The 20992-nt window shown below is 69.5% G+C and carries 3 protein-coding genes; all 3 read right to left on the minus strand.

Annotated elements, in window-relative coordinates; genetic code table 11:
• The coding region (locus tag A5624_RS22965) for an amino acid adenylation domain-containing protein (RefSeq protein ID WP_156749148.1) at positions 1-2465 on the minus strand (2465 nt) is incomplete at its 3' end.
• Between the two features lie 621 nt (positions 2466-3086).
• Positions 3087-10736: a non-ribosomal peptide synthetase gene (locus A5624_RS22970; RefSeq protein ID WP_066871556.1), complete on the minus strand. Its 7650-nt coding sequence runs from the start codon at positions 10734-10736 to the stop codon at positions 3087-3089.
• A complete protein-coding gene (locus tag A5624_RS22975; RefSeq protein ID WP_066871559.1) occupies positions 10733-20980 on the minus strand; it encodes a non-ribosomal peptide synthetase in 10248 nt (3415 codons plus the stop codon). Before A5624_RS22975 ends, A5624_RS22970 begins: the two co-directional genes overlap by 4 nt.
• Positions 20981-20992 lie beyond the last annotated feature (12 nt).

The following is a 20992-nucleotide window of genomic DNA, read 5'->3' on the forward strand; positions in this document are numbered from 1 at the left end:
CGATACATACGCTGGCCCACCACACCGAACGGGCACGCGATGAACCGCGATGCGGTCAGCCCGGGGCGGCGCCAGTACCCGACCCCCACGCCCTCGCCGGCCAGATACAGCTCGCCCACCACGCCGGCGGGGACTGGGCGCAGCCACCCGTCGAGCACACAGAGCGCGGACCCCGATGCGGGCGATCCGATCGGCGGCGCACCCGACCCCGCGATCAGGGGCACACTGTGGGACACCCACATGGTCGTTTCGGTGGGGCCATACACATTGACCATCACCCGGCCCGGCGCCCAGCGGTCCACCAGCTCCGGCGGACACGGCTCGGCCCCGACCACCAACGCCGTGAAATCCAGGCCGTCGGTGGGCAGCATCCCGGCCGCCGACGGGGTCTGGGTCAACACCGTCACACCCTCACCCACCAGCAGGGCATGAAACTCCTCAGGCGAGCGGGCCACCGCCTCGGGAACCACCACCAACCGACCACCATGCAGCAGCGCACCCCAGATCTCCCACACCGAGAAGTCAAAGGCATACGAGTGGAACTGGGTCCACACCTGCCCGGCCGACAGCTCGACACCGATATCCAGATCGTCGAACAGCTGCGCAACGTTGTGATGGGTCACCGCAACGCCTTTGGGCACACCCGTGGTCCCCGACGTGTAGATCACATGCGCCACATCAGCCGGCGCCGGCGCCGGCGGCGGGGTGCTCGGCTGGTCCGCCACCGCCGCATCGGCCACATCGATGACCACCCCACCAAACCCCTCGAGCCGATCCACCAGCTCGGCGGTGGTGACCGCGGCCATCGGGGCGGCATCGGTCAGCATGAATTCCACCCGCGCGGCCGGCAGCGCCGGGTCGATCGGCAGATACGCCGCCCCGGATTTGAGCACCGCCACGATCGCCACGATCGCCTCGGCCGACCGCGACAACAGCAGCGCCACAACCCCACCCGGGCCCGCACCGGACTCGACCAACAGATGCGCCAACCGATTGGCCGCCTCGTCAAGCTCCCGATAGGACATGGACCGGCCCTCGAACGTCACCGCCACCGCATCCGGAGTCCGCGCCACCTGCGCGGCGAACAACTCCACCACCGACACCGGCACCACCGCACGACCCAACGCCGACGCATTGCCCCACGCGGCCAGCCGGGCGTGCGCGTTCTCGTCCATCACATCCAGGGCCAGCAGCGGCCGGGTCGGGTCGGCCGTCATCGCAACCAGTAGCCGCTGCAGTAGTGCGGCAAGGTCGGGGGCGTCGAGGCCGGACCAGGGCGCCCACCTGCCCGCGGTGCTGAGGAAGAGTTGGTGGCCGTCACTGGTGAAGATGAGGCCGAAGCCGTCCGCCTGACCGGAATTCGTGTAGGAGGCCTCGGCCGTGACACCGCCGAAGGGCAACGTGAATGCCGACGGGATGAAGTTGACGCTGACCCGCTCCGGCGACTTCGTCAGGCCGCGGACCTTGCGCTCGAGAGCGTGCACCGGGAATCGCTGGTGCGCTACCGCCTCGGCGATGCGCGCCTCGACGTGTTTGCAGAACTCGGCGACCGTCGATGCCGGCGCGGCGGTGATCACCAGCGGCACAACGCCGGCAACCATTCCGGGGAGCGTCTTCAACTCCGGGCGCACGCGGCGGCTGACCGGGAAATCGAGCACCACCTCCGGACCGCCGGGGCACCAGCCGCGGACCAACAGGGCGCAGGCCGCGGTGATGACCGACGTCTGGGATACGCCCCACACGTCGGAGAACCGGTGCACCCGGCGCACCACCCCGGGGTCCAGCGCCACCGGAGCCGACGGCCACGGATTACGCTCCCCCGCGCCGTCGGAAACGCGGTGCTGCCCGTCGCGTTCGGGCGGCAGGTTCGCCAGCCAGTAGGCCTCGTCATCCCGGTACTCGGCGGATGCCTCGTAGCGAGATTCGCAGTCGACCAGCTCGCGCAGTGAGCCGAAGACGGCCGTCGGGATGGGTCCGGCGGACACGATCGCGGAGTAGATGGAGGCGATCCGATGGCCGACCAGCCCGACGCCGGTCCCGTCGATCACGATGTGGTGGCAGCAGGCGAACAAGAAGTACTCGTCGCGCCGGGTCTGAAAGAGAACGAACTTGAACAGCGGCCCGGTGAGCGGCATGGGCGTTCGCTGGATGGCCAGCGCTCTGCGCCGGGCTTCTTCGACGGGCTCGGGCAGGTCGCTCAGGTTGTCGAACGTCAGCTCGACGTTCGGGTTGTCGATCGGGCGCTGGACGACGTCGCCGTCGACCTCGACGAAGGCGACCCTGGTCGGTTCCGCTTCGTGCACGGCTTGCCGGATCGCCCACTGCAAGGCGTCGCGCTGGACCGTGCCGTTGATCCGCACGAACAGTCCCAGCTGCCACTCCGTGTCGGAGTGACCCGTCTGCTGCGCAAGCCATAGGTCTAGCTGTCCGCGAGTGAGCGGAAGCGTTCGGCCGTCAAGCTCCATCCATCTCCCCAACCACAGGGCGTTCCTTTCAACCCCCCGGTTGAGTGGGGCCGCTCGGGCGGGCGTTCGGGCCGTAGCCCGGTGCGCTGCTGCTCGAGGTAGCCCCGGCACTCGGCGCGGTCTACTTCGCGGCGCTTCACCCGGCGATCGGGCATAGCGTCGGCAAAGACCGACCGCAACCTCGGTTGCCGCTCGTCGTTGGCCGGGACGACTGGGCCGGGAAGCGCCGCCGCCACAACACGGTTGACGCTCACCCACTCCGATGACGTCGTAGTCAACATGAGTGCAACAGTTTGGAAGGCTAATAGACGACCACCCCGTTGGTCCAGGGTTATCCAAACTTGATGTCCTGTGAATCCCCCAAATGAATGGTTTTAACTCAGCCTTCAGGCCTTGATACATACCTCAAGTACTGGTTAAGATTCTCTCAGCACCATACGGTATGGCATGTTTTGGGGGGTTTCGGCGTTGGTCGCCACGCACTGCGGCATAGACCGTTATCGCCGCGTTATAGGCGATCAGGTCCCCGCCGCCGGTACCCGACCATCAAAACGAATCGCGCATGACACAAAAGCGGCGTGGCCCGGAAGGACCACGCCGCTTTCGGACTCCCCGGAGGGATTACAGCAAACCGAGCAGCTGCAGATCGGTGACGTACTTGACGATCACCGGCGCGCTGACATGCGGGATGTCGTTGTCGGACCCGACCTTCGCTTCCTGCACGGCGGCGCGGAAGCGATCCGTCGGCGCGAAGGCGCCCCGGGCCGGTTCGGCGGGTTGCAGGTTCTTCGGGTCGCGCAGCAGCAACATCAACATCTGCAGCACCGAGTTCTGCCGCTGCCGCTCCGGCAGACCCCGCAGGCCGGTCTCGAAGCGTTGCAGCCACTCGCCGAAGTCGTCGACGCGTTCGATCGGGTAGCCCGCTTCGATCAGCCAATCGACGTATTGGTCGAGGCCGATGCCGTCATCGTGCGGGTTCATCACGTGGTACGTCTCGAACCCGTCCATCACCTGGGCGCCCAGCTTGGCGATCGCCTCGGCGACGAACTCGACGGGCAGGCCGTCGAAGTGCGCGCTCTGCCGGTTGCCATCGGCGTCGAGCTGATAGAACGACTTGGGCGCGACGCCGGTGGCCACGACGCTCAGGATCATCCGGGTGAAGATGTCCGCGACGTTGAGCTGGCCGGCGTAGCTGGTGTCGGCCAGGATCATGTCGGAGCGGAACACGGAGACCGGCAGCCCGCACAGGTCGTGCGCCTCGCGCAGCAGGACCTCACCCGCCCACTTGCTGTTGCCGTACCCGTTGGCGTAACCGCCGTCGATGACGCGGGTGGCGCTGATGACCCGGATGTCGGCGTCCTCGGTGAACGCCGCCGGGTCGATCTGGCGGCCCACGTCTGAAGTCGACACGTACGCGTACGGCTTCTTCTTGGTGGTGAGCGCCAACCGGATCAGCTCCGCGGTGCCCCCGACGTTGGGGGTGAACAGCTCGTTGTAGGGCAGGACGCCGTTGACAACGGCCGCCGAGTCGACGATCAGGTCGACGGTGTCGGCCAGCCGCTGCCAGGTCGCGTCGTCCAGGCCGAGGTTGGCCTGGCCCTTGTCGCCGGCGACGACCTGCAGGTGCTCCTCGGCCAGTTCCTGGAAGTGCGCCAGCAGTTCCGGGTCGCCGCTGTTGAAGGTCTTCTCCAACCGGGCCCACGCGTCCTCGTCGGACTTGGCCCGCACCAGGCAGATCAGCTTGCCGCCCACGACTTCCAGCTGCTCGAGCCATTCGAGCACCAGGTAGCGGCCCAGGAACCCGGTGGCACCGGTCAGCAGGACCGTCCGGACCTCGGCGCTCGGCCCGGGCAGCGTCGGCGCGGTCGACAGCGTCGTCGCGTCGATGAACTTGTCCAGGGTGAGGTCGCGGGCGTGCACCTCCTTGGCGTCGGCGCCGTGCACCGCCGCAAAGCCGGGTCCGGCGGCGCCCTCGGTGTCGGCCCCACTGGTGATCCGCTGGCTCAGGCTGCGGACCGTTTGCGAGTCGAACAGGGTGCGCACCGACAGCGCGCCATCGACGGCGGTGTTGATCTCGGCGATCACCCGCATCGCGGACAGCGAGTCCCCGCCCAGCTCGAAGAAGGAGTCCTCCACCGACACCCGGTCCATGCCGAGGACGCGGGCGAAGACGTCGGCGACGATCTCTTCGGTGGGGTCGCCCGGCGCGACGTACTCGCCGCCGCGCTTCTGGTACTCCGGTGCGGGCAGGGCGCGCCTGTCCAGCTTGCCGTTGACCGTCAGCGGCAGCGCGTCCAACACCACCACCGCGGCCGGCACCATGTAGGCGGGCAGCCGGTCGGCCAGCTGGACGCGGATGCCGACCGGGTCGGCGGTTCCGGTGATGTAGCCGACCAGGCGCTTGTCGCCGGGGCGGTCCTCGCGGGCGATCACCGCGGCCTGCTCGACGCCGTCGAGCGCGGCCAGGGCGGCCTGCACCTCACCGAGCTCGATGCGGTAGCCGCGCAGCTTGACCTGCTCGTCGGCGCGGCCCAGGTACTCGAGCTGACCGTCGCGGCCCCAGCGGACCAGGTCGCCGGTGCGATACATCCGCGAACCCGGGCTGCCGAACGGGCAGGCGACGAAGCGCCCCGCCGTCAGGCCGGGCCGGCGTGAATACCCGGTCGCCACACCGTGACCGGCGATGTACAGCTCGCCGACGACACCCTCGGGTGCCGGGCGCAGCCACCGGTCCAGCACGAACAGCGCGGCGCGCGGCACCGGCGAACCGATGGGCGCCGATCCCGTGCCGCTCCTCAGCGGCGCGCTCATGGCTGCGTAGACCGTGGCCTCCGTCGGGCCGTAGGCGTTGATCATCACCCGTCCCGGCGCCCACCGGTCGACGACCTCGACCGGGCAGGCCTCACCGGCAACCACCAGCGCCGTCGACTCCAGGCCCTCGGGCGAGAGCATGCCGACCGCCGACGGGGTCTGGCTCAGCACGGTGACCTGTTCGGCGACCAACAGCGCGTGCAGCTCGTCGGGCGCGGCCGCGACCGACTCGGGCACCACCACCAGGCGGCCGCCGTGCAGCAGCGCGCCCCAGATCTCGTGCACTGAGACGTCGAAGACCAGTGAGTGCCACTGCGCCCACACCCCCGCCTCCGGCAGGTCGGCGTGCAGCGTCTCCACCAACTGCGCGACGTTCGCGTGCGTGACGGCCACACCCTTGGGGACACCGGTGGTTCCCGAGGTGTAGATGACGTAGGCGATGTTGTCCGACGACGGCATCGGCAGCGCCGTGCCGGGCTGGTTGGCCAGCGCCGGGTCGTCGACGTCGATGACCGTCGGGCTGCAGCCGTCCAGCCGCTCCCGCAGCGCCGAGGTGGTGACCACGGCGACCGGCTCGGCGTCGGTGAGCAGGAATTCGATCCGGGCGGCCGGCAGCGCCGGGTCGATCGGCAGGTACGCCGCCCCGGTCTTGAGCACCGCAAGGATGGCGACGATCGCGTCGGCGGACCGCGAGAACAACAGCGCGACCCGCTCGCCCGGCCCGGCGCCCTCTTCGGTCAGCAGGTGCGCCATCCGGTTGGCGGCCTCGTCGAGCTCCCGGTACGTCATCGTGCTGCCGTCGAAGGTCAGCGCCGGCGCGTCCGGGGTGCTGGCCACCTGGGCGGCGAACATCGCGGGGATCGACTTGGCGGTCGGCGGCTGGCTCAGCACCCCGCGGTTGCCGCGCTCGTCGAGCCAGGCGTGCTCGTGCTCGTCCACGACGTCCAGCGACATCAGCCGTCGGGTCGGATCGGCCGTCATCTCGGACAGCACCCGCTGGAACCGCTCGGTCAGCTTCTCGATGCCGGCCGCGTCGAACACGTCGGTGTCGAACTCGACGCGCAGGCCGAGTTCCCGGCCCGGCAGCGCCATCACCGACAGCGGGTAGTGGTTGTACTCGCGGTTGGTGACATCCGTGATGGCCAGCTCGTGGAAGCCCAACGGCACGCTGGTGTCGATCGGATAGTTCTCGTACAGGAACAAGGTGTCGAACAGCGCGTCGTGACCGGTCACGTGGTGGATGTCGCTCAGCGCCAGGTGCTCGTGTTCGAGGGTGTCGTTGTGGTGTTGCTGCAACTGCTCCAGCACGTCGGCGACGGTGGTCTCCGCGGTGATGCTGGCCCGCACCGGCACGGTGTTGATCAGCAGACCCACCATGGACTCGGCGCCGATCAGGTCGGCCGGCCGGCCCGACACCGCGGTGCCGAACGCGACGTCATGCTGGCCGGTCAGCCGCATCAGCAGCTGCGCCCACGCGGCCTGCAGCACGGTGTTGACGGTGGTGTGGCAGGTGCGGGCCAGCTCGCCCAGGGCGCGCGTGGTCTCCGCGGACAGCCGGTAGGACTCGACGGCCCGCCGGCCCAGCCGCATCCGGCCGGCCGGTCCCACCAGGGTGGGGGTGTCGAATCCGTCGAGCACCTGCCGCCACGCGGCTTGCGCGGCCGTGCGATCCTGGCTGGCCAGCCAGGTCAGGTAGCTGCGGTAGGTGGCCGGCGCGGGCAGCTGGTCCCCGTAGTAGTTGGCGAGGATCTCGCGCAGCAGGATGGGCAGCGACCAGCCGTCCATGACGATGTGGTGGTTGGTCAGCACGAACCGGTACCGGTTGTCCGCGGTGCGGATCAGCGCGGCGCGGAATGCCGGCCGGTTGGCCAGATCGCTGACCGCGGCACGTTCGGCGGCGCACAGCTCCTCGACCCGCTGTTCGGGGTCCAGATCCTCGGCGCCCAGCTGGATGTACCGCCAGGCCATGACCGGGTCGGCCGGGATGACCTGGACGGGCTCGCCGAACTGCGGGCAGAACCGGGCCGCCAGGTTGGGGTGGCGGTTGACCACGGTGTGCACCGCGTCGTGCAGGCGGTGCGAGTCCAGCTCGCCGGTCACGGTGATGCCGAGCTGCACCGCGTAGACGTCGTCGCCCGGGTCCTGCGCGAAGCTGGCGTGGAACAGCAGGCCCTGTTGCAGCGGGGTCAGCGGCAGGATGTCGGCGACCTGGTGCTGCTTGCTCAGCTCGTCGATCTGGCGCTGGTTCAGGCGCGCGGGTGCGATGTCGGACGGGGTCAACCCGCCGCCGCCGCCCTGCACGTGGGCGCAGATCCCGGTGAGGGCCTCGAACCACAGCTGGCTGAGCCGGCTGATCTGCTCGCGGTCCATCGCCGAGGCCGCCCACGTCCAGTTGGCGTGCAGGTGCGGGCCTTCCTCGGTGTCCATGGTGCCGGCGTTGAGGTCGACGGTGTGCATCAGCGGCATCGCGACCGCCGCGGCCGCGCCGCTCAGCGACAGGCTGTCCGGGCTCAGCCGCCACAACTCGCCGGGCAGGTCGGCGGCCGCGCCGAGCCGTCCCAGGTAGTTGAAGCCGATCACCGGGTCGGTTCCACCCAGGTCGATGTCGGGGTTCAGGTAGCGCAGCAGGCCGTAGGTCAGCCCGTCGGGCAGGGCACGCAGCTGCTCCTTGGTGGCCTTGACCGCCGCGCCCAGCGCGTGGTCGCCGGCGACCACGTTCGACCAGTCCAGGCCGTCGACCGTCAACGACACCGGGTATTTGGTGGTGAACCAGCCGACGGTGCGGGACAGGTCGACGTGCGGGCCCAGCTCTTCCTGGCGGCCGTGGCCCTCGACGTCGATGCCGATCGGCGTGCTCTTACCCAGGAACTGCGTCCAGGCCATCCCGAACGCAATCAACAGGATGTCCTGCACGCCGGCGTGGAACGCCGCGGGCACCTCACCCAGCAGCAGCCGGGTGGTCTCGACGTCCAGCGACACCGAGAGCTGCTCGGCGGTCTGGTAGGTGTCCTCCTCGGGGCGCACCGCGGGCAGCACGGCCGGGGTGGCGACGACCTCGCGCCAGGCGTCGGCCTGCTCGACCACCTCGGGGCTCAACGCGTGCTCGGCAAGCAGCGAGGACCAGCGGGCGAACGAGGTGCCGCCGGCGGGCAGCGCCACCGGCTGGCCGCTGTGGTGCTGCGCCCAGGCGATATTGAGGTCTTCGATCAGGGTCCGCCACGACACGCCGTCGACGGCCACGTGGTGGATGATCAACGCCAATTGGCTTGTCTCGCTTGCCCAGACGGCGCTCACCATGATTCCGGCGCCCGGGTTCAGTCGGGACCGGGCCGCCACCAGCGTGGTATCGGACAGCTCGTCGACGGTCTGCAGGCAGTCGCCGGCCTGCACGGTGCCCGGTTCGGGCGCGTGCAGCGACCAGCCGCCCTCGCCGTCGTCCTCGACGCGCAGCCGCAGCATGGGGTGCCGGTCCAGCAGGGCCTGCAGCACGACGACGACGACGTCGGAGGTGACGCCCGCGGGAGCGGCCAGCACCATGGTCTGGTTGAAGTCGTCGATCGGGCCTTGCACGGTTTGCAGCCAGTGCATGATCGGGGTGGCCAGCACCGGCCCGATCCCCTCGTCGACCACGTCGTCCTGGTCGGCGCCGTCGGTGGCCACGCGGGCCAGCCGGGCGACGGTCTGTTCGACGAACACGTCGCGCGGGCGGCACATCACGCCGGCCGCGCGGGCGCGGGCCACCACCTGCATCGACAGGATGCTGTCGCCGCCCAGATCGAAGAACGAGTCGTCCACACCGACCCGCTCCACACCCAGCACCTGGGCGTAGATGCCGGCCAGGATCTCCTCGGTGTGGTTGCTGGGGGCGCGGTACTGGCCGCCGCGCTTGTGGTACTCGGGCGCGGGCAGGGCGCGCTTGTCCAGCTTGCCGTTGACCGTCAGCGGCAGGCTTTCCAGCACGACGACCGCGGCCGGGACCATGTAGGCCGGCAGCCGCTTGCCCAGCTGGGTGCGCAGTTCGGTCGGGTCGGCGGTCCCGGTGATGTAACCCACCAGGCGCTTGTCGCCGGGGCGGTCCTCGCGGGCGATCACCGCCGCCTGATCCACGCCGTCCAGCGCGGCCAGCGCCGACTGGATCTCGCCGAGCTCGATGCGGTAGCCGCGGATCTTGACCTGCTCGTCGGCGCGACCCAGGTACTGCAACTGGCCGTCGGCGCCCCAGCGGACCAGGTCACCGGTGCGGTACATCCGCGCGCCCGGCCCGCCGAACGGGCAGGCCACAAAGCGCGAGGCCGTCAATCCGGACCGGCGGGCGTAGCCGGTGGCGACGCCGCGGCCGGCCACATACAGCTCACCGACCACGCCTTCCGGCGCCGGCCGCAGCCACTTGTCCAGCACGAACAACGCCGCGCCGGGAACCGGCGAGCCGATCGGCGGGGCCCCGGAGTCGCCCGCCAACGGCGTGCTCATCGCGGCGTACACGGTGGCCTCGGTCGGGCCGTAGGCGTTGATCATCACCCGTCCCGGCGCCCACCGGTCGACCACCTCGGCCGGGCAGGCCTCACCGGCCACCACCAGGGCGGTGTCGTCCAGGCCCTCCGGCGAGAGCATGCCCACCGCCGACGGGGTCTGGCTCAGGACGTTGACCTTCTCTGCGACCAGCAGGGCGTGCAGCTCATCGGGTGAGCCGGCGACGGACTCGGGCACCACCACGAGGCGGCCGCCGTGCAGGAGCGCACCCCAGATCTCCCAGACGGAGACGTCGAAGACCAGCGAGTGCCACTGCGACCAGACCTTTCCCGGCCCGGTCGGCAGATCGGCGTGCAACGTCCGCAGGAACTCGGTCACGTTGCGGTGGGTGACCGCGACGCCCTTGGGGGTTCCCGTGGTGCCCGAGGTGTAGATCATGTACGCGATGTCCTCGGGCGCCGGCCCGGGCAGCTCGCTGCTGGGCTGGCCGTCCGCCGCGGCTTCGTCGACGTCGATGACGGGCAGGTCGAATCCGTCCAGCCGGGTGCGCAGGCCGGCCGTGGTCACCACCGCGATCGGTGTGGCGTCGCCGAGCATGAATTCCATGCGCGCGGACGGCAGCGCCGGGTCGATGGGGAGGTAGGCGGCCCCGGTCTTGAGCACCGCGAGAATCGAGATGATTGCCTCGGCCGAACGCGAGAACAGCAACGCGACGCACTCACCCGGGCGCGCGCCCTGCTCGGCCAGCAGGTGCGCCAGGCGGTTGGCGGCCTCGTCGAGCTCGCGATAGGTCAGCGAGCGATCGCCGAACGTCAGCGCCACGGCCTGAGGGTCACGCGCCACCTGCGTCGCGAACACCTCGGGGATCGATTTCGGAGATTTGACCGGCTTGGTCAGGACGGCGCGGTTACCCCACTCATCGAGTCGGTCGTGCTCGCCGCCATCCAGCAGATCGATCGACAACAATCGCCGTCCCGCACCGACGGTCATGACTGCTCCTCCAAGTCCACGGTCATGGCTTCCAGCACCCGCCGAAATCGCTCAACTAGCTTCTCGATCCTCGCCTCGCCAAACACGTCCGTATCGAACTCGACGCGAAGACCTATTTCGTGGCCTGGCACAGCTTGCACCGAAAGCGGGTAGTGGTTGTATTCCCGATTCGTGAATCCACTAATAGTTAACTCGTCCACGGCCGATAGCGCGGCAGTATCGATGGGATAGTTCTCGTACACGAACATTGTGTCGAAAATTTGGTCGTGTCCCGTTACACGATGGATTTCATTCAGTGCTAAATGCTGGTGGTCCAGGGTGTTGGTGTAGGCGCGTTGCAGCTGGTCAAGCAGGTCGGCGATGGTGGTTTCGGCGCCGATCGTGGCCCGCACCGGAACGGTGTTGATCAAAAGGCCCACCATCGCGTCGGATCCGGCCAATTCCGTCGGTCGACCCGAAACCGCTGTGCCGAACACCACATCGTGCTGCCCGGTAAGCCACATCAGCAGCTGCGCCCACGCCGCCTGCAACACCGTGCTGACCGTCGTGCGGCACGAACGGGCCAATTCGCCGAGCAAACGACTGGTCTCGGCGGACACTGCGAACTCGGCGACGCCGCGCGGGCCGAGCCCGGTGCGGCCCGACGGCCCCACCAGCGTGGGGGTCTCGAAGCCCTCGAGCACCTCGCGCCACGCGGCCTGCGCGGCGGCCCGATCCTGCTCTGAGAGCCAGGTGATGAAGCTGCGATACGGCACCGGCGCCGGTAGCCGCACCCCGAAGTAGCTGGCGAAGATCTCCTGCAGCAGGAGCGGCTTGGACCAGCCGTCGAGCACGATGTGGTGGTTGGTGAGCACGAATCGGTAGGTGTTCTCCGCGGTGCGGATCAGGGTGCCCCGGAACGGGGGCTGCCCGGCCAGATCGCAGACGGCGACGCATTCGGCGGTGGACAACCGGTCCACCTGTGCTTCGACGTCGTCGCCGGCGTCCAGCTCGACGTACTGCCAGGCCAGCTCCGGGTCGGCCGAGAGAACCTGCACCGGCTCCCCGAAGTCCTCCAGGAAGCTGGCCACCACGTTGGGATGGCGCGTGATGACGGCGTGCACCGCCTGGCGCAGCCGCTCGGGGTCGATGGCACCGGTGACCGAGATGTCGAGCTGCACGGCATAGAGGTCTTCGGATTCTTCGCCACCCTGGGCGGTGCCGGTGTGGAACAACAGCCCCTGCTGCAACGGCGTCAGTGGCAACACGTCGGCGATCCGGTACCGCTGCTGCAGTTCGTCGAGGTCGCGCTGGCTCAGGCGGGCGGGCGCGACGTCGGACGGGGTCAACCCGCCGCCGCCGTTGCGCACGTGCGCGCAGATGCCGGCGAGTGCGTCGAACCACAGCTCGCTGAGCCGGCTGATCTGCTTCTCGTCCAGCGCAGAGAGCGCCCAGGTCCAGTTGGCCTGCAGGTGCGGGCCGTCCGCGGTGTCCATGGTGCCGGCGTTGAGCTCCACCGTGTGCGGCAACGGCAGCGCCACCGCGCCCGCCGCGCCGGCCATCGCGAAGCTGTCCGGGGCCAACTGCCACAGCTCGGCGGACAATTCGGCGGCGCCACCGCCGAGCCGACCCAGATAGTTGAAGCTGATGACGGGATCCGGATCATCCAGTGCCGCTTCGGGATTCAGATAGCGCAGCAACCCGTAGGTCAAGCCGTCCGGCAGGGCGCGCAGTTGTTCCTTGGCGTCCTTGACCAGCCCACCCAGCGCCGCGTCCCCGCCGACGACCTGGCCCCAGGACAGCCCACCGACCCGCAGCGACACCGGGTACTTCGCGGTGAACCAGCCGACCGTGCGCGACAGGTCCACCTGCGGGCCCAGTTCCTCGTTGCGTCCGTGACCCTCCACGTCGATGGCGATCGGCGCGCCGGTGCCCACGAACTGGGTCCAGGCCAGTCCGAACGCGATCAACAGGATGTCTTGCACACCGGCGTGGAACGCCGCGGGCACCTCGCTGAGCAGCAGCCGCGTGGTCTCGACGTCCAGCGACGCCGAGAACTGCCCGGCCGTCAGGTAGGTGTCCTCGGGCTGGGCCTGCGGCAACACCGCCGGCACGGCGGCCACCTGCCGCCACTCCTCCAGCCGCTCGACCACCTCGGGGCGCCGCGCGTACTCGTCCAGCAGCGACGACCACCGGGCGAACGAGGTCCCGCCCACCGGCAGGGCCACCGGCTGCCCGCTGTGGTGCTGCGCCCAGGCGATGTTGAGGTCCTCGATCAGGGTCCGCCACGACACGCCGTCCACCGCCAGGTGGTGGATGATCAACGCCAATTGGTTTGTCGCACTTGCCCATACGGCACGCACCAACACGCCGTCGGCCAGGTTCAGCCGCGACCGGGCGTCGACCAGCGCCGCCTCGGACAGCACATCGACCGACTCCACGCAGTCGCCGGCCTGGATCGAGCCCGCCTCGGGCACCTCGAGCGACCAGCCGCCGACGCCGTCGTCCTCGACGCGCAGCCGCAGCATCGCGTGCCGATCCAGCAGCGGCTGCACCACCACCGGCACGTCGTCGAAGGTGACCTCCGCGGGCGCCGCGAGCACCATGGTCTGGTTGAACTGCTCGACGGGGCCGTCCATGTCCTGCAGCCACCGCATGATCGGCGTGGCCACCACCGGCCCGAGCCCCTCGTCGACGACGTCGTCGTCACCGCTGGCCACCGTGGCGACCCGCGCCAACCGGGCCACCGTCTGCTCGACGAAGACGTCGCGCGGGCGGCACACCACCCCCGCCGCCCGGGCGCGGGCCACCACCTGCATCGACAGGATGCTGTCGCCGCCAAGGTCGAAGAAGGAGTCGTCGACGCCGACGCGTTCCACGCCGAGCACCTGGGCGTAGATGCCGGCCAGGATCTCCTCGATCGCGCTCACCGGGGCGCGGTAGCGATCGGCGTCGGAATATTCCGGCGCCGGCAGCGCGCGGGTGTCCAGCTTGCCGTTGACCGTCAGGGGCAGCGCCTCGAGCACCACCACCGCCGAGGGCACCATGTAGCTCGGCAACCGCTCGCCGAGCTGCGCGCGGACCTCGGCCGGGTCGGCCGTCCCGGTGATGTAGCCCACCAGCCGCTTGTCGCCGGGGCGGTCCTCGCGGGCGATCACCGCCGCGTGCTCGACCCCGGACAGCGAGGCGAGGGCGGCCTGGATTTCGCCGAGCTCGATGCGGTAGCCGCGGATCTTGACCTGCTCGTCGGCGCGGCCCATGTATTGCAGCTGACCGTCCGCGCCCCACCGGACCAGGTCACCGGTGCGATACATCCGCGCGCCGGGTGCCCCATACGGGCAGGCGACGAAGCGGGTGGCCGACAGCCCCGGCCGCCCGACGTAGCCGGTGGCCAGCCCGCCGCCGGCGACGTACAGCTCACCGACCACACCGACGGGCACCTGACGCAGCCAGCCGTCCAGCACGAAGAAGGCCAGGTTGGCCAGCGGCACCCCGATGGGGCTGATGTTGCTGTCGACGTCCCCGTCGACGATCTCCCGGAACGAGGCGTGCACCGTCGTCTCGGTGATGCCATACATATTGATCATCCGGGGCAGGCCGGGGTGGCGGTGCAGCCACGTCGACAACCGGTGCGGCTCGAGCGCCTCGCCACCGAAGACCACCGTCTGCAACTTCAGCTGCTCACCCAACTCGGGCGCCAACGCATCGGCGCTCTGCAGCGCATAGAACGCCGACGGCGTCTGACTGAGCACACTCACCTGCTCGCGAACCAACAACGCGTGCAAGTCCTCAGCCGAGCGCACCACGGCATCCGGCACGATCACCAGACGCCCGCCATACAGCAAGGACCCGAAGACTTCCCACACCGAGAAGTCAAACGCCAGCGAGTGACACTGCGTCCACACCTGGCCCAACCCGAGCTGAGCATCCAGTGTCTCCAGCAACAACGTCACGTTGTGGTGCGGGATGGCCACACCCTTGGGGGTTCCGGTGGTTCCAGAGGTGTAGATGATGTAGGCGATGTTCTCCGGGGCCGGCACCGGCAGGGCCGTCGTGGGCTGGCTGCCCACGGCGGGGTCGTCGATGTCGATGATCAGGCCGTCGAAGCCGTCCAGCTGTGGCCGCACCTCGGCGGTGGTCAGCGCGGCGATCGGCGCTGCGTCACCGAGCACGAACTCCAACCGCGCCGCCGGCACGCTCGGGTCGATCGGCACATACGCCGCCCCGGTCTTCAGGACGGCGAAGATCGCCATCACCGCTTCAGCCGAGCGTGGGATCACCACCGCGACCCGCTGACCCGGCCCGGCGCCCCGCTCGGAAAGCAAGTGCGCCAACCGGTTTGCCGACTCTTCGACCTCGCGATAGGTCCACGACCGCTCGTCGCAGGTGATCGCCACGGCGTCGGCGGCGCGGCCCACCTGGGCGGCGAACAACGCCGGAATGGACGCGGGTGCCCGCCGCCGCTGGGTCAGCATGGCTCGGTTGCCCCAGGCATCGAGCCGCTCGTGCTCGGCGGCGTCGAGCAGGTCGATCGACGAAAGCCGTTGCGCGGGGTCGGCGGCCATCGCGGCCATCACCTGACGCAACCGGTCGATCAGTGTTTCGACGGCGGACGCATCGAACACCTCGGTGTCGTACTCGACGCGCAGGCTCAGCTCGTGCCCGGGCGTGGCCACCACGGAAAGCGGGTAGTGGTTGAACTCGCGGCTGCTGAACTCGGTGACCGCCAGCTCGTTGACGCCCAGCAGCGCACCGGCGTCGATCGGGTAATTCTCGTAGAGGAACAGCGTGTCGAACAGTTGGTCGTGTCCGGTGACGCGATGAATCTCGTTGAGCGCCAAGTGTTCATGCTCGAGCGTTTCGGCGTGGGCGCGCTGCAGCTGCTCCAGCAGATCGGCGACGGTGGTCGCGGCGGCGATGTCGGCGCGCACCGGCACGGTGTTGATCAGCAAGCCGACCATGGCGTCCGCGCCGGCCAGTTCGGTGGGCCGGCCCGAGACCGCGGTGCCGAAGGCCACGTCGTGCTGGCCGGTCAGCCACGTCAACAGTTGCGCCCACGCGCCCTGCAGCACGGTGCTGACGGTGGTGCGGCTGGAGCGGGCCAGTTCGCTCAGCGCGCGGGTGGTGTCCGCCGAAACCGTGTAGGTGGCAACGGCGCGCCGGCCGATCTTGCCCGGCGGCGCCACCAGCGTGGGGGCTTCGAAGCCGGCGAGGGCCTCGCCCCAAGCCGCTTGGGCGCCAAGACGATCCTGCGCGGCCAGCCACATCAGGTAACTGCGATACGACGGCGGCGCGGGCAGCCGCTCGCCGTAGTAGCCGGCGAACACTTCGCGCATCAGGACCGGCAGCGACCAGCCGTCGATGACGATGTGGTGAATGGTCAGCACGAATCGGTGCCGGTCGGGCGCGGTGCGGATCAACGCCGCCCGGAACGGGGACTCCCCGCCCAGGTCGCAGACCGCGGTGCGTTCGGCCGCGGCCAGCTGCTCGACCTGCGCGTCGACATCGCCGCCGTCCAGCTCGATGTAGTTCCACGCCATCACCGGCTTGGCCGGGATGATCTGCACCGGCTCACCGAATTCGTCAATGAAGCGGGCCGCCAGGTTGGGGTGGCGGTTGACGACGGTCTGCACCGCCTCGCGAAGCCGTTGCGCGTCAAGGGAACCGCTTACGGTGATGGCGAGCTGCACCGCGTAGAGGTCTTCGAGTTCCTGCGCGAAGCTGGTGTGGAAGAGCAACCCCTGCTGGACGGGGCTGAGCGGCAACACGTCGGCGATCTGGTGCGCACGGCAGAGCTCGTCGATCTGCTGCTGATCCAGTCGGGCGGGGGCGATGTCGGACGGGGTCAACCCGCCACCACCGCCGCGCACGTGCGCGCAGATGCCGGTCAGCGCGTCAAACCACAACTGGCTCAACCGGTTTACCTGCTCGTCGGTTAGCGCCGACGGCGCCCACCTCCAGTTGGCGTGCAGGTTCGGGCCGGCCTCGGTGTCCATGGTGCCGGCGTTGAGTTCCACGGTGTGGGCCAACGGCATTGCCACCGCGGTGGCCACGGCCGCCGACGACAGGCTGTCCTCGCTGACCCGCCACAGGTCCTCGGAAAGGTCGGCTCCCGCGGCCAGCCGGCCCAGGTAGTTGAACCCGATCACCGGGTCTGCGCCCTGCAGGTCGACGTCGTCGTTCAGGTAGCGCAACAGTCCGTAGGTCAGGCCGTCGGGCAGGGCGCGCAGCTGCTCCTTGGCGTCCTTGATCACCGCACCGAGTGCGGCCTCACCGGCGACCACCTGCGACCACTTCAGGGGGCCGTTGATCTTCAGCGCCGCAGGGTATTTGGTGGTGAACCAGCCCACCGTGCGCGACAGGTCAACGCGTGAGGCCACCTCTTCGTGGCGGCCGTGCCCTTCGATGTCGATACCGATCGGCGCGGCCTCACCCAGGAATTCGGTGAACGCCAAGCCGAACGCGATCAACAGAATGTCTTGCACCCCAGCGTGAAACGCCGCGGGCACCTCCCCCAACAGCAGCCGGGTCGTGTCGACATCCAAAGATGCCGACAACTGACCGGCCGTCGCGTAGGTGTCCCCCGGCCCGGCCGCAGGCAATGCCGCCGGCGTGGCTGCCACCTGCCGCCACGCGTCGGCCTGCGCGGCCACCGCCGGCGTCTGCGCGTAGTCGGCCAGCAGCGAAGACCAACGGGCGAAAGACGTTCCTGGCACCGGCAGTTCCACCGGTTGGCCGTTGTGATGCTGGGCCCAGGCGATGTTGAGGTCTTCGATCAGGGTCCGCCACGACACGCCGTCGACGGCAAGGTGGTGAATGACCAACGCCAATTGGTTTGTCGCGCTTGCCCATACCGCGCTCACCAGTATCCCGTCGGCGATGTTGAGCCGGCCGCGAGCCTCGACCAAGGCCGCGTCGGACAACGCGTCGACCGCACGCACGCAGTCGCCGGCCTGCACCGACCCCGCCTCGGGCGCCTCGAGGGACCAGCCGCCGGCGCCGTCGTCCTGCACGCGTAGCCGCAACATGGAATGGCGGTCGAGCAGCGCCTGCAGCACCGCCGTCACCTCGGCTTCGGTCACGCCGGCCGGTGCCGACAGCACCATGGTCTGGTTGAACTCGTCGATCGGGCCGTCGATGGTCTGCAGCCAGCGCATGATCGGGGTGGCCACCACGGGCCCGATCCCCTCGTCGACCGCGCCGAGCTCACCGTCGGCGGCGACCTCGGACACCCGCGCCAGGCGGGCGACCGTCTGCTCCACGAAAATGTCGCGCGGGCGGCAGATCACGCCGGCCGCGCGGGCCCGCGACACCACCTGCATCGACAGGATGCTGTCGCCGCCGAGGTCGAAGAAGGAGTCGTCGACGCCGACGCGTTCCACGCCCAGCACCTGGGCGTAGATGTCGGCCAGGATCTCCTCGATGGCGTCGGCCGGGGCGCGATATTCACTCGCGGCGTACTCGGGCGAGGGCAGGGCGCGTTTGTCGAGCTTGCCGTTGCCGGTCAGCGGCAGGGTGTCCAACACCATCACCGCGGTCGGGACCATGTAGGGCGGAAGCTTGTCGGCCAACTGGGCGCGCAGCGCGGCCGGGTCGGCGGTGCCGGTGATGTAACCGACCAGCCGCTTGTCGCCGGGGCGGTCCTCGCGGGCGATCACCGCGGCCTGGTCCACTCCGTCGAGGCCAGCCAACACGGCCTGGATCTCGCCGAGTTCGATGCGGTAGCCGCGGATCTTGACCTGCTCGTCGGCGCGGCCCAGGTACTGCAGCTGCCCGTCCGGACCCCAGCACACCAGGTCGCCGGTGCGGTACATCCGCGCGCCGGGACCGCCAAAGGGGTTGGCCACGAACCGCGTTGAGGTCAGCCCGGCCCGGCGCACATAGCCGTGTCCGACGCCGCGGCCCGCCAGGTACAGCTCGCCGACCACGCCGGCGGGCACCGGCTGCAGCCATTTGTCGAGCACGAACATCGCCGCGCCGGCTATCGGGGAGCCGATCGGCACCACCGAGGACCCGGCCGTCAACGGCTTGCTGATCGACGCGCACACCGTGGTCTCCGTCGGGCCGTACGCATCGAGCATCACGCGTCCGGGCGCCGCCCACCGATCGACCACGTCGGTCGGGCAGGCCTCACCGGCCACCACCAACGCGGTGGACTCCAGGTCGTCGGCCGGCAGCATCGCCACGGCCGACGGGGTCTGGGTCAGCACGCTGACTTTCTCCGCGACCAGCAGCGCGTGCAGATCCGCCGGGGAGGACGCCACCGATTCGGGCACGATCAGCAGCCGCCTGCCCCGCAGCAGCGCGCCGAAGATCTCCCAGACCGAGAAGTCGAAGGCCGCCGAGTGGCATTGGGTCCACACGTTGCCCTTGGGCAACCCGGCGTCGAGCGACTCGATCAGCCAGGTGACGTTGAGATGAGGAATGGCAACGCCTTTGGGGGTTCCGGTGGTTCCGGAGGTGTAAATGATGTACGCGGTGTTCTCCGGCGCCGGCAGCGGCAGCGCGGTGCTGGGCTGGCTGTCGACGACCGGGTCGTGGACGTCGACGACCAGGACGTCGTGGTCGTCGAGCCGCGAGCGCAGGTCCGCGGTGGTGATCACCGCGCTGGGCCCCGCGTCGGCGAGCACGAAATCCATCCGGGACGACGCGTGTGCCGGGTCGATCGGCACGTAGGCCGCGCCGGTCTTGAGCACCGCCAGCATCGAGACGATGGCGTCGGCGCAGCGGGGGAACATCACCGCGACGCAGTCCCCCGGGCCGATGCCATGACCGGCGAGCAGATGGCCCAACCGGTTGGAGGCTTCGTCGAGTTCGGCGAAGGTCAGGGCGCGGTCACCGAAGGTGACCGCCACCGCGTCGGGCGTGTTCTGCACGTGCTCGGCGAACGCCTGGGGGATCGACACGGGGTCGGGCACCGGCTCGTGCAGCGCCGGCCGGTTGCTCCACTCGTCAATGCGGGCGGGCTCGTCGGGGGTTAGCAGGTCGATCGACGACAGCGGCCGGTCCGGATCGGCGGTCATCTCCTCGAGGATCTGCTGCAGCCGGCCGGCCAGGTCGGCGACGCCAAAGCTCGCGAACGGCTGGCCGGGGCCCGCCGTGCTGAGGAACAACTGGTCGCCGGCGCCGAGGAAGAAGAGGCCGAAGTGCCCGACCGGGCCGTGGTTGGTGTACGACGCGGTCGCCGGGGAGCCGGCGAGGTCCAGCGTCAGGCGGGACGGGATGAAGTTGATGCCGACCCGATTCGGGGCTTGCCGCAGCCCGTCACCCTCCAGGGTGTGCACCGGGAAGCGCTGGTGCTGCAAAAGCTCGCGGATCCGCTTGTCGACGTGCTTGCAGAAGTCGGCGACGCTCGACTGGGGCTCGGTCGTCAGGACCAGCGGCACCACGCCGGCGAGCATCGCGGGAAGCGTCTTCGATTCGGGACGCACCCGCCGGCTGACCGGAAAGTCGAGCGCCACCTCCGAACCGCTGCCGGACCACCCGCGCACCAGCAGGGCGCATGCGGCGGTGGTCACCGAAAACCGGCGGATGGCCAGCTTCTTCGACAGCTCCTTGATCCGGTTGGCAACCGAGGGGTCCAGCTGCACCGAGGCCGACGGCGAGTAGTGGTCTTGCTCCCCGGTGGCGGTGGGCAGCCGGTCGACGGGCCCGCTCTCCGGCGGCAGGTGCTCGCTCCAGTAGGCCTTGTCTTCGGCGTAGTCGTCGGAGGCTTCGTAGCTCGACTCGAGGTCCACCAAATCCTGCGCCGACCCGAAGTAGGCGTCGGGGATCGGCTTGCCGGCCACCATTGCCGAATAGATGGTGGCCACGCGGCGGCAGACCAGGGCCATGCCCAGACCGTCGATGGCGATGTGGTGGCAGCAACCAAACAAATAGAATTCCTCGTGCCCTGTTTGAAAGAGCACGAACTTGAACAGCTGGCCGTTCAGCGCCATCGGTGTGCGCTGGATGGCGGAAGCCCTCTCGCGGGCTTCCTGTACCGGGTCGGGCGCGTCCCTCAGGTCGTCGAGCGTCAGCTCGACATGCGGGTAGTCGACCGGCTTCTGCACCACCTGGCCGTCGACCTCGAAGAACGAGACCCTGCCCGGCTCGGCCTCGGCGACCGCCTGGGTGATTGCGCGTTCGAGGGCGTCGTGGTCAACGGTGCCGTCGATTTTGACCAGGAGACCGAGCTGCCATTGGGTGCCGGCGAACCCGGCTTCTTGGGACAACCAGATGTCAAGCTGACCGCGCGTTAGCGGAAGTGCCCGATCTTCCTCCATCGACTCCCCCAA

This window comes from Mycobacterium sp. 1482292.6 (assembly GCF_001672995.1).
In the GTDB taxonomy this organism is placed as follows: Bacteria; Actinomycetota; Actinomycetes; order Mycobacteriales; family Mycobacteriaceae; genus Mycobacterium; species Mycobacterium europaeum_A.